This window comes from Nocardia sp. NPDC059229 (assembly GCF_042754165.1).
GTDB lineage: Bacteria > Actinomycetota > Actinomycetes > Mycobacteriales > Mycobacteriaceae > Nocardia.
Window position 1 is genome coordinate 24,354 of the sequence record NZ_JBHZAK010000039.1, and the last position, 11,418, is coordinate 35,771.

At 64.9% G+C, this 11,418-nt stretch carries 12 protein-coding genes; 5 read left to right on the forward strand and 7 right to left on the reverse strand.

Features of this window, described 5'->3' with window-relative positions; translation table 11 throughout:
• Positions 1-5: 5 nt before the first annotated feature.
• The gene (locus ACFXHE_RS41995) at positions 6-653 is read left to right on the forward strand and encodes an MspA family porin (RefSeq protein WP_379390980.1); all 648 of its coding nucleotides are present in this window, start codon (positions 6-8) and stop codon (positions 651-653) included.
• A gap of 309 nt (positions 654-962) precedes the next feature.
• Here the strand turns inward: ACFXHE_RS41995 and ACFXHE_RS42000 are convergent, their stop codons facing one another.
• Together ACFXHE_RS42000 and ACFXHE_RS42005 are read right to left on the reverse strand one after the other, a co-directional pair.
• Complete coding sequence (locus tag ACFXHE_RS42000) at positions 963-1,886, reverse strand: SMP-30/gluconolactonase/LRE family protein (protein WP_379390982.1); 924 nt, start codon at positions 1,884-1,886, stop codon at positions 963-965.
• Positions 1,887-1,903: 17 nt separating this feature from the next.
• A complete protein-coding gene (locus ACFXHE_RS42005) occupies positions 1,904-2,038 on the reverse strand; it encodes a hypothetical protein (RefSeq protein ID WP_379390984.1) in 135 nt (44 codons plus the stop codon).
• 337 nt (positions 2,039-2,375) lie between these two features.
• Between ACFXHE_RS42005 and ACFXHE_RS42010 the strand changes: the two genes are divergently transcribed.
• Positions 2,376-2,834, forward strand: coding sequence for a hypothetical protein (locus ACFXHE_RS42010; RefSeq protein ID WP_379390986.1), 459 nt, complete (start codon positions 2,376-2,378; stop codon positions 2,832-2,834).
• Between the two features lie 353 nt (positions 2,835-3,187).
• Here the strand turns inward: ACFXHE_RS42010 and npt are convergent, their stop codons facing one another.
• The 3 genes from npt to ACFXHE_RS42025 all read right to left on the reverse strand — a co-directional run bounded on the left by npt (position 3,188) and on the right by ACFXHE_RS42025 (position 5,499).
• The gene (gene npt / locus ACFXHE_RS42015) at positions 3,188-3,856 is read right to left on the reverse strand and encodes a 4'-phosphopantetheinyl transferase Npt (RefSeq protein WP_379390988.1); all 669 of its coding nucleotides are present in this window, start codon (positions 3,854-3,856) and stop codon (positions 3,188-3,190) included.
• 295 nt (positions 3,857-4,151) lie between these two features.
• Positions 4,152-4,790, reverse strand: coding sequence for a hypothetical protein (locus tag ACFXHE_RS42020; RefSeq protein WP_379390990.1), 639 nt, complete (start codon positions 4,788-4,790; stop codon positions 4,152-4,154).
• Positions 4,771-5,499 carry a PEP-utilizing enzyme gene (locus ACFXHE_RS42025; RefSeq protein ID WP_379390992.1) on the reverse strand — a complete coding sequence of 243 codons (729 nt, stop codon included), beginning with the start codon at positions 5,497-5,499 and terminating at the stop codon, positions 4,771-4,773. The genes ACFXHE_RS42020 and ACFXHE_RS42025 overlap by 20 nt, the downstream gene beginning before the upstream one ends.
• 105 nt (positions 5,500-5,604) lie before the next feature.
• On the opposite strand from ACFXHE_RS42025, the gene ACFXHE_RS42030 reads away from it, so the two are divergent.
• Positions 5,605-6,813, forward strand: a complete 1,209-nt coding sequence (locus tag ACFXHE_RS42030) for an FAD-dependent oxidoreductase (RefSeq protein ID WP_379390994.1) — start codon at positions 5,605-5,607, stop codon at positions 6,811-6,813.
• A gap of 557 nt (positions 6,814-7,370) precedes the next feature.
• Here ACFXHE_RS42030 and ACFXHE_RS42035 read toward each other — a convergent pair.
• Positions 7,371-8,390, reverse strand: a complete 1,020-nt coding sequence (locus tag ACFXHE_RS42035) for an NADP-dependent oxidoreductase (protein WP_379391004.1) — start codon at positions 8,388-8,390, stop codon at positions 7,371-7,373.
• A gap of 461 nt (positions 8,391-8,851) precedes the next feature.
• Between ACFXHE_RS42035 and ACFXHE_RS42040 the strand changes: the two genes are divergently transcribed.
• Positions 8,852-9,475, forward strand: coding sequence for a dihydrofolate reductase family protein (locus ACFXHE_RS42040; protein ID WP_379390996.1), 624 nt, complete (start codon positions 8,852-8,854; stop codon positions 9,473-9,475).
• A 31-nt stretch (positions 9,476-9,506) separates the two neighbouring features.
• Positions 9,507-10,310: an alpha/beta fold hydrolase gene (locus ACFXHE_RS42045; protein ID WP_379390998.1), complete on the forward strand. Its 804-nt coding sequence runs from the start codon at positions 9,507-9,509 to the stop codon at positions 10,308-10,310.
• 150 nt (positions 10,311-10,460) lie between these two features.
• Here the strand turns inward: ACFXHE_RS42045 and ACFXHE_RS42050 are convergent, their stop codons facing one another.
• Positions 10,461-11,207 (reverse strand): recombinase family protein, encoded by a 747-nt coding sequence (locus tag ACFXHE_RS42050; protein ID WP_379391000.1) that lies wholly within the window; start codon positions 11,205-11,207, stop codon positions 10,461-10,463.
• Between the last annotated feature and the right edge of the window lie 211 nt (positions 11,208-11,418).

The following is an 11,418-nucleotide window of genomic DNA, read 5'->3' on the forward strand; positions in this document are numbered from 1 at the left end:
CAGGCATGCGAGGTTCGTTCACCGGCGCCCTGGCCGCTACGGTCGCGGCAAATCTGGGCGTGGTGGGCCTGTGGGCCGGTGGCGGCGGACTCGGCCGCGCCCAGCCGCCCGGTGCGGATGTCTCCGGTGGGGGCGTTCATGTGACGGCGTCGGTCGACAGCATCGAGGCGAACCCGCCCGGTGACCGGACACCGAACTTCCTCATGACGTTCTCGCATGCCGCGCAGATGTCCGGCGATTACTCGGTCACCGTCGACGGCGGCCCGATCACCTCCGGTGAGGCGGTCGCGGGATTCATCGTCGGCTGCGGGATCAGTGTGGACGGCGGCTTCGGTGTCGAGATCGGCACCAATCAAGGGCTGGGCGCGAGAATTCCCAGTCGGGTCATCAGGCCCGGTGTCATCGGGAATCTGGGCGTGGGCGAAGGCGTGTTCGCGAACTTGGGACCCGGCCAGGTCACTGTTGCGAGAACGGAGACGGCCCGCCTGGATGCCGCCACGGCGTTCCCGTATCGCATCGCGTTCAACAATGCCGCGCTCAATATCGCCCAATGCGCCTCGCCGGTGTCGGCCGTCCCTTTCGTCACCACCACGGTGAGCACCGCTGAGAGGCTGGTGCAGACCACCGCCTACGGCGACCAGTTCACCTTCTGAAACGGAGGTTCGGTTGTCCAGCCCTACCCCGACCGCCGCAGAGGCCGACGCGCTCAACCGGTCAGTTCCTGGCCGGTCATCCCCCGCAGAGTCGACGCCGAACAACTCGCCGCCCTCGAACACCGCCTTGCCCAGGCCACCACGGACAACGACTAGGAGCACCCGGCAAGCCGTTGTACGCAGACGTCGCCAGCACACATGATCCGGAAGCCCCGCGTTAAGTCGGAGTATCCGCGGAATCCGCAACATCGACCACAGTCGGAGAACCGAAATGCTGACCCCTGCACGGGCACTCACCCGTGAGCAGCCTCAGCCGGCCTGTACCGGCGTAAGGTCGACGCCAGCCGGAGGCCGGATGCGGCGGAAGGTGCCGTCGAATGCGGTGACATACAGTGCCCAGCCGGCACCGTCCGGGCCGATGCGGACCGAGGACGGGCCGCTCCAGCCCCAGGAGATGCCGGTCGCGATCGAACAGGTGGCGCCGGTCGCCGGATCCAACCGATCGATCGAACCGCCGACATGCGCTGCTACGTACAGGATCCCGGCCTGGGAGATGGTGAGGTCGTCGTCGCCGGGGACGACGCCGCCGAGCCGGCCCACCGTGGTCCAATGCCCAGGATCATCAAGCGGGATGCGGTAGATCTGACCGGTGATCATGTCATCGGTATAGACCGCCGTGCCGTCGGGACTCAACGTCAGTCCTTCGGCGCGGGGAACCGGCGCCCAATTCGGTTGGACCACACCGGTGTCGTGGTGATAAGCGCTGACACCGGCCGGTGCGGTGCCCTCGAGGCCGATCCAGGTGGTCAGCATGTCGCCGTTCGGTAGCCGGAGCAGGCCGTTGCCGGTGAGATCGGTCACATGGGTCACCGCGCCGGTCACCGTGTCCAGCGCGTGCACGCCGACGGTGCCGTCGGTCATGCCGCCGCTGACATACAACGTGCTGCCATCGCGCTGCAACCCACCCGGACCGTAGGTGAAATCGTCTCGTACGACAGTGACATTTCCGGCCGGGTCGATGTCGTACAGCTTGTGCGCTTCCAGCCCGGAGACAAAAAACCCGCGGTTCCCGTCGGTTTCGAGATTCTCCACGTTGCCCAGCCCCTGCGCCAGGGTGTCCATCTGCCAGCCATCACAGCTGCCCGGCGCCGCCTGTGCGGATCCGGTGGCGCACAGCAGTCCGGCCACGACGGTCGCCGCGACGCCGACGACACGAATTCGGCTGGTAGACATATCCATATGCTGGCAGCCTAGTAGTTGCGCGGCACCAGCACCGCACCAATCGTGGATCCGATGCGCTGGCCGGTTTGCTGAACGGCGGCGGCAGAGCCGCTCTCGCTGACCGGGACGTCTTGCATGGCCATCACCATGTTCGGTGCCACCACGAGTCCGCCACCCAGGCCGACCAGTAGTAGCGGCCCGGCGACAAGCAAGCCCGGGCGGCGGGCGTTCGGTCACACGCTCTTCCACACCTTCATCGGCGCCGATGGCTACCCACTGACTCGACTTACGCAGCGACCTGCACCGGTTCGTCGATGTCCTTCAAGGTCTCGCGATCCCCGCCGACGACCTCCACCCCGAGCCTTTCTGACACGCCCGGACGTTGAACACGCCGGCCGGGGTGGTCTCACAATTCATGGATACACCGGCCCCGAACCGGCCCCGAGCGGTCTCCGCATTCATGGATAAGTGGTCTCAGAATTCGTACTTTAGGAGGGCTGCATGGGTGTCCCGCCGGGCGGGTGTGCAGGCGGCGGAACCGATAAGGAAGCACTGCGAAGGCTCTTCGTGGGCGGTCCGTTCGAGGAGGAGCACGCCGCGCATTACGGTGAAGCGCTGCAACTGATTTGCGAAGAACTGAGTGGTCCAGGCTTTAGCGGTGTGGAGTTCCAGCTCTGGGATGAGGAACTGCCGTCCGTCATCGAAGCACTCGCCAGCAGCCTGGACGACCAGGATCCCTTCCCGAACACCCAGGCCTTGGCCGAGAGTCTCAGTGCCACCGAAGACAACGGGTGGGGCCATCTGAGCGTGGAGGAGTGCATAGAAGTACTGGACGACGGCTTGGAGCAGCGACTTGCCGAGGACCCCGACTACCTCGATGGGTACGGCGAACCCATCCTTGTTTGGCTGCGTGAATTACGCGCAACTGGCAAGGATCTCATCGGTTTCTGGAACGCATGACGTTCATCGTGCTTGCATAGGTTGCTGGCGCACTATGCCGCATACCGCGCTGACCGAGCCGGCCAGTACGGCGCATCGGAAGATCGACGGGCAGAGCGTCGTATGGCCGGCGGCAGTGCTCGCTCATGCTGATGTAAGATGAGTTGTGGTACAGGCCATCCGGAATGTTGTGAGGTATGCCTTAGCTTGGTGAAAGATGCCACCTCACGTCACGTGGACGCCAGGATCGCACTTCTGGATTGGTCTGTGTCATGCTGCGGCTAGTCGGATTCGTCCAGCGGCTGTCGGCGGCCGGAACCTGGTGCGCTGCAGAGCATCCGGAAATGCCGATTATGGAGTCTTTGAGACGTCGGCTAGTTGAACGCTATCGCTGTCAGGATCAGCCCGCCGCTGATCCTCCAGCGGCCATCGAACGAGCTCAGCGGTAATCCACCGTCGAGGACCTGCCCGGGTACCAGCAGTCGACTGTGAAAAGTTCCTCCGCCGTCGTCGCCGTCGTCCTCCTCGACCGTGAAGGTTATGTGTGCATCCTCGAATCCGAGCCAGAGTTTGGTGAGTGGGAACCAGGCTTCGTAGGTTGTTTCCTTGGCGCAGAACAGAAGCCGGTCCAGATGCAGTTTAGAAGTGTTGGAGTACAGCCACTCTCGCTCGGGCGATAGAGCGACGGACTTGAGGACGCCGTCAGGCAGTGCCTCGTGCGGTTCGGCGTCGATCGCGACGGACCGGAACCGCAGCTGATGAGCCAGCGCGGCTGCCTGGTAGCCCTCGCAATGGGTGAGGCTGCCGACGATGCCTCGGGGCCATACCGGCGCTCCGCGTTCACCTTTCCCGATTGCCACCGGCGGCTCGCCGAGCTGCTTGAGTGCTTGACGAGCGCAATGGCGGGCCCCGATGAATTCTCGTCGGCGTTTGTCCACCGATCGCGCGATGAGGTGCTCTTCCGCCGGGTGGGGCTTGAGATCCTCCGGGTACGCGTGCAGCTCGGCCGTTGCGATTCCGGCAGGAAATATCGTCTCGATCATCGCCTCCGAGAGTAGCGGCCAATGCGCGTCGGGCTGGGTTGTATCGAGTTGCGACCGCACTATTCTGCCGCATACCGCGCTGACCGAACCGGCCAGCGCGAGGCGTCGGCGGCCGGAACCTGGTGCGCCGCAGAACGTCCGTTACTGCCGAATTGCGGATGGTCTTCGGTCGATCAATATTCGCTGTCCGTAGGAAGTCTCGCCGCCGTAGGGTCCGGCATATGGTCGCGAGGCCTCCTACCGCCGACCCTCTATCCGTCGCGTCAGGCTGCCCATCCGGGTCCAGATTGCCCACTTACGGGGGCGAGATGAGTGTCCTGTCGATGCCCAGCGTGGCTATCAGGTCTTCGTGCAGCTCGAACCAGACGCGGTGGGCGGAACCGTGTGTGGTGCCGGTAATCATGTCGAGATTGTCGGCGGCCTGGGCGAGCGCCGCGGTGAATCGAGTGTCGTAGCCGGAGAACCGGGCGAGTCGTTCAGTGAGTTGGGTTGCCAGCGGAGCCAATTCGTTTGCGAGGCTTTGCAGTTCGGACAGGATACGGAAATCGCGCTCTGCGTCGTCGTGGTCGTTGTCGTGCATGCTGCCGTCGGGAAGGATGGTCATCTGCCAGGCTGTGCAGGCCTGCACCAAACGTGTGTTCAGTGGGAGAAACGTGCGATAGACGTTTTCCACCAGGGCTTTTGCCCCGCACTCGGCAAGCTCGTCGGCAAGCAGCCGCTCGTTCTCCCGCCGCCCGCTCGCCGTGAGTGACCACCCTGCGTCGGTCGCGAAACGGAAGTGGCTGATCCAACCGCGCTCCCGGAAATCCTGCACATGAGACTCGGCGAGGCCGAGAGACATTCGGTATCTGCCGGCCACCGCTTGCGTATCCACGAACCCGCCGAGGCGGATGGCGTGCAACGCGAGCAACGAACTACATGAAACGTGCGTCATCGGGGACTTGCCTTTCGTGACGGGTCACTACGCCCGATGGAGCGGCATCGACAGTCGGTGGAGCGAGCGCACGGACGAATCCGGTGGTCCCATCGACTGAGATGTTTCGATGATTCGCCAGCGCCTCCATCGCCCCCTCGGCTGCGACCACGGCTGGAATTCCGTACTCGCGGGCGACGATCGCCGCATGGGACAGAATTCCCCCGATTTCGGTGACCACCGCGGCGGCAAGACCGAACAGCACCGTCCACGACGGATCGGTTGTGCGACAGACGATGACATCGCCAGGCTCAACCGCACCGAAATCGTCAACACCGGATATCAGCCGGACCGGACCGGCGACAACACCACGGCTGGCCGGGATACCGGTGACAATCGACGCGTCTGGTGTCACGGATTCTTCTGTGCGCTGGGCGAATTCACACGATTCGACACCTCGCAGCCGCGCCGTGGCCAGGTGGCGGTTGTCGACGCGCGTCGAGAACCGTTTCTGCGCGGCCTGTCTGGAGATTCCGAGGCGGGTGCCGACTTCCGTCCAGGACAGGCCAGCATGCCGGGCCTGATCGACGAAACAGTCCAGCAACTGATCGGCCAGCCGCAACCACTGCGCGGCGAGCATCACCCCTGCTGCCAATCGATCCAAGCAGCGATCGGGGTGGGCACGCTCGATCGCGGCTATTACATCGCCCAGTGGTACCTGCCGAACCATGAGTCAACTAGTAGTTGACGATATGCCATGAGTCAACTAATAGTTGACGCATGGCGATAGTTCGTGAGTGGTTTCGCCGACAGCACATCGAACCGAGGAGTCGCAATGGAAGCCTTCGAAAGCGCTGCGCGCCAGCATGCCGAGTCATCGGGCAGGCGGGCGACGGTCGTCGGCGCAGGGATCGCCGGCTTGGCTGCCGCGTTGCGATTGCGTCAGCAGGGCTGGGACGTCGTCGTGGTCGAACACGCGCCGAGTCGCCGCAGTAGTGGTTACCTGGTGAACCTGCACGGACCCGGATATGCCGCTACCGAGCGGCTCGGGCTGCTACCGGCGTTGACCCCGCGCGATATCGGATTCTTCACCTCGGTCCTCGTCCACGCCGACGGCCGGGAGAAACTCAGGATTCCCGCCGCTGTCACCGAGGCCGCTGTCGGGAACCGGGCATTGAGCTTGTTCCGCGGCGATTTGGAGTCAGCACTGTACGACGCCGTCGCCGAGTTCGCCGATATCCGTTTCGGCACCACGGTGCGGGCCATTACCCAGGCCCCTGGGGAGGTCGAAGTCACCCTCAGCGACGACACCCACCTCCACACCGAACTCCTCGTCGGCGCCGACGGCGTGCACTCCCGGGTTCGAGAGCTCGTATTCGGTGCCGAGTCCGAGTATTTCGTGGACTTGGGCCATATGGTCGGCGCATTTCCGCTGGAAACACCTCCCGCCCACATGCCCGACGGTCTCGGCACCACGTATATCGGTCCCGGACGCACGGCCGCGGTGATGAACCTGGGACCGGAAAGGTCCTCGGCGTTCTTCGCCTACCGCTGCCTCGACCCTGACACCGAACTCGCTCTCGGCGCCGCACCCGCCCTCACCCGAGCGTTCGGGGATCTCGGCGGCGGTGTCGCCGACGCACTCCGTCAGCTCGACGCCGAGCCCGGCACCGCCTACTTCGATTCGGTCGGCCAGATCGTGATGGACCGCTGGAGCCAGGGCCGAGTCGTCCTGCTCGGCGACGCGGCCTGGTGCGTAACGGCATTCGCCGGTTACGGCGCCGCCCTCGCCCTCGACGGCGCCGACCGGCTCGGCACCGCGCTAGCGGCACACGGCGACGACATTCCCGCCGCCCTCGACACCTGGGAGACGACGTTGCGGCCGGAGGTGAACAAGCGACAGGCGTTGGCGCGGAAGGGAATCAGCCGATTCGCCCCGCCGTCACGCACACATGTGTGGGCGGGCGAACTAATGCTCCGCGCAATCCAGCTCCCCGGCATCCGCAGCCTGGTCCGACGCTCCATCCAACGCGCCAACAACTAGTTGTACCGACCACGGACGTTGGTGACGGCGTGGCGAGCTGACATGGCAAAGACCTCCGAGTGAAGTGCGAGCTGTCGAGGAACGCATCACCGAAGCGGCGGTAGGCGAAGCGAATGAAACCCGTTTCTACACAGCCGATGTAGCGCAACGATCCGTCCGGCTCGTGACCGGCCAGAATCAGTGAGCCCACCGTGCCATCGAATCCAGTGCCGCGCGCGTGCCCTCCTCCGGGACGTCTTCGGCGGTCGACGTCGTGAACTACCTGTTCGACACCATCTTCGACGCGGACCGCCAGTCGTCGTCTTCCACCCCACCGACGAACAAACAGACCAGGCCGTCGACCAGCTCCGCCAACCCCACGGCCGACTCCGGTCCATCTCGTGACCGGTCCCGCCCCGGGGGGACTTCCCGGTAGCCATCGCCCGCTCCTGCGAATCAACCCGCGGCGAAATACGTCTCCGGTGACGGGCCCGGCAAACGCGATCCGACCGAACCGCCAAGGCGCTGACCAAAATTCGCAAGCCCGCCACCGGCCTGGCCCCCTGTCATCGGAGACGTCAGGAATCGGCGATCTTGACCAGCTGCTTGCCGAGGTTGCGGCCTTCGAATACTGAGCGCAGCGCATTCGGCGCGGATTCCAGTCCGCTGCTTATGGTTTCGGCGACAACGAGCTTTCCCTGGTCGTGCCAGTCACGAAGTGCTGCGAACGCCTCCGGGAAGCGGTCGAGGTAGTCGAGGAAGATGAACCCCTCCATCCGCGCTCGGTCGAGGGCCAGCCGCATGTAGTTCCGCGGGCCGCACGGCGGATCGGAGCCTTGATAGCCGGATGAGATGGCTCCGGCCAGGACAACACGTGCGTTGCGCGCGAGGTGTGCCAGACCGTGTTCCAGGACGCGGCCGCCGACGCCGTCGAAGAAGACATCGATGCCGTTAGGGGCCAGGCGGGTCAAGCAGGCGTCGATATCGTCGCGCTTGTGATCGATGGCGGCGTGCAATCCCGCGTGGTCGGTGATCCAGGAACACTTTTCCGATCCGCCTGCGATCCCGATGACCGTGCAGCCCATGGCTTTCGCTATCTGGCCCGCTACGGATCCAGTTGCGCCGGCCGCGGCCGACACCAGCACCGTTTGGCCCGGTTCGGGTCGACCGATGTCCATCAAGCCGAAGTACGCGGTCAGCCCAGGCGCTCCGAACATACTCAGCATCAATCGGGCAGGCACACCGTCGGGAACCACATTCAGCCCGAACAGCCCACCCTCCGACGCGACAACGTAGTCCTGCCACCCCACCATTCCAGCGACCCAGCTCCCGACCGGATAGCTCGGATGGTTCGAGCGCACAACCTGTCCCACACCGCTGCCACGCATCACCGAGCCGAGCGGTATTGCGTCGATGTAGTTGTCGGCATCGTTGAGCCATCCACGCTGTGTGGGATCGATACCCAGCCAGTGCACCCTGATCAAGGCTTCACCTGGCCCTGGCCTCGGCGCCGGCACAGTCCTCAGCCCGAAATCCTCATCCCGCACAGCCCCTTCAGGCCGCCGCCGCAAAACCCATTGCCGATTCACCGCATCCATCACCGGCGCGATGCTAGATCACTCTCGCCGCAGCCTTCGAGCCATTTACAGCGGCCCGGTGGCTGGAGGTGCGCCGCAGACAGCTGAGAGTGTGAACGACGTCGGCGAGGCACAACCTGAACTCCGGCGCGCTGACCTGACCAGCACACATGTCCGATTGGCGAAACCCGCGGGCGCAAGTGGTGGTGTCTCTCGGGTTCGTCGCACTGCTCTTCTCAGCGATCCCTGTTCTCGCACCTGGTTTCCCGGTTGCTCAGCTCGTCCAGGCCGCTCTGGTCGATCCGGTCCAACTCGTCGATGACGTCGGCCGCGGACTGGGCCACGACGTCGGGAATCGCCGCGGACCGATCTGATATGAGCTGAGTCACAATTCGCTGGCAGGGTCGGTCTCGATGTCGAAACCTCCGCAGCCCGTTCGAGGAGTACGCAAGCGGCATCCCGGAACACATCGAGGAGATGACATGCCAGCGGTTCGCACCGATATGACGGTCTCATTGGATGGCTACATCTGTGGGCTCGCCGCGCAGCAGCCGCCCTACCTGGACAAGGGGTTCTTTCGGATCACCGAATGGGCTGTCGCGCACCAGGCGTGGCGTGAACGCGCGGGCTTCGACGGCGGATTGCAGGGCACAGACGACGCACTGCTGAAGGAGATGTTCGAGCAGGCCGGTGCGTATGTGATGGGGCGGAGGATGTTCGACTCCGGGGAGGAACCGTGGGGCGAGTCCCCACCGTTCCGCGCACCCGTGTTCGTCGTCACTCATCGCGAGCGCGAACCGCTGATCCGCAAGGGCGGCACGACCTTTCATTTCGTCACCGACGGCCTGGCCGACGCGATCAAGCGCGCGAAGGCCGCCTGTGGTGACCGGAATGTGCATATCAGCGGCGGCGCGACGATCGTGCAGCAGGCGATCGCCGAGGGGCTGCTCAACGAGATGCACGTGCACATTGCACCGGTCTTGCTCGGGCAGGGCACCCGGCTTTTCGAGCAACTGCCCGACACCGTGATCGAGTTGGACCGATTCCACGTGCTCGATTCACCCGCCGTCACCCACCTCGGCTTCCGGTTCCCGACTGCCGCCTGACCGCGACCAACCATCGAAAGGCACGAGTTCCATGACCAGTCCCGTCCTGACCGTTGTCGATTCCCCCGACGGCAGCACGATCGCCGTCGAAACCATCGGCTCCGGCACACCGGTGATCCTCATCGGCGGCGCATTCAACGACCGCTCGACGGTTGCCGCGCTCGCCTCGACCCTGGCCCCGCACGTCACCGCGGTCAGCTACGACCGCCGCGGCCGTGGCGGTAGCACCGATGTCCGTGGCGACTTTGCCGTCCAATCCGAAATCGACGATCTAGCAGCCGTGATCAATCATGTAGGCGGCGCCGCGCACGTGTTCGGTCATTCGTCCGGTGCCGCGCTGGCTTTGGAAGGCGTGCTACGCGGGCTGCCGATCGACAAGGTCGCCGTGTACGAGATGCCCGCGGTGGTCGACGGCAACCGCGCGGAACCGCCGGCCGACGTTTTCGATCGGCTCGTCGCCCGCCTTGCTCGCGGCGACTACGACGGCGCGGCCGAACTGTTCCTCACCGAGCAGGTCGGGGTGCCGGCGCCGGTCGTTGCCGATATGCGTAACGCACCGGTGTGGGAATTCCTGAGTGCCCAGGCCAACAGCCTGCCCTACGACGTCGCGGCATCCGGTCCCCAGATGCGTCTGCAATCCTCCCGCTACGCCACGATCACCATCCCGGCGCTGGTCGTCAACGGCGATCAGACCTGGCCCTGGATCCAGACGGCGAACCAGGCCTTGGCCGCCGCCATCCCGAGCGCACGCCGGGTAGTCCTGCCCGGTGCCGATCACGAAATCCTCGCCCAGCCCGAACTGCTCGAGCCGTTGCTTCTCGACTTCTTCAGCTGAGCAGACACGCGGTGCTGGTGTACCAGCAGTTCTGGGTTCGACAGAAGATCGTTTTCCGAACACCTTGTCGCGCTCCCCGATATCAGTGACACGATGCCCGGTTGTCGACATCCGACGCTTTCTCGGTCACTCGTGTGTCGGCCGCGCCGGTCACAGGAGCTGGTGTGCGTCGGTCTGCGGGGGCAGGTGGTCGCGCAGTCGATGGGTCAGCTCGGCGAGCTGGCCGGCCTCGCGGGTGGTGAGGGCGTCGAAGACCAGCGTGCGTACGAGGTGCTCGTAGGTCGGGCGGACCCCGGCGAGGGTGGCGGCGCCGGTGGCGGTGAGCACGACATCGACACGTTGGGCGCCGGGTTCGTGGTGGCGGGTCATCCAGCCGGGGCGTTCGAGGCTGGTGACCACGTGAGCTGGGAAGTTCCCGCCTGGCGCGGTGGGAATGGAGCCAAGGGGCGCGACCTGCCGTGGTCCGAGTTTGGGTTTCTGGCCGCCGGTGCGTCCGCGGGCGCGGGCGGCGGCGAGTCCGTCGCGGGTGCGCTCGGACATCAAAGCGTGCTCGAATTCGGCTATTGCCCCGAGGATTTGGAAGAACATGCGGCCCACGGCGGTGGAGGTGTCGATGCCCTGATCGAGGACCACCAGATCAACACCGCGGTCCTGCAACGTCTTGGACAGTTCGATCAGGTGCTCGAGGGAGCGGCCAAGCCGGTCGAGCTTGGTCACCACCAGTTGGTCTTTGGGTCGGTTGGCGACCAGTAGCGCCTTGCTTAGCTCGGGGCGGGAGGCGAGCTTGCCGGAGGCCTTGTCGAGGAAGATCTCCTCACAGCCAGCCGCGGTGAGCGCGTCGTGCTGGGCTTCGGGATGCTGGTCGCGGGTGGAGACCCGCCCGTAGCCGATTCGCATGGCGCGGAGCGTATTGCGAACCCCCGACAGGTTGACGTTGGCGCGTACACGGCAACCGTTACAGATTCGGTGGCATTCGACCTGTGGGAATCCCCTGAAGCCCAAGGCGTCTCGTGAACGATGGTGGGTTCAAGGGATCGCTGCATCACCGCGTGGATGATCATGTCTGCGTGGAGGTTTGGGTGCGGGACTACGGAATGTCGGCTGCTCG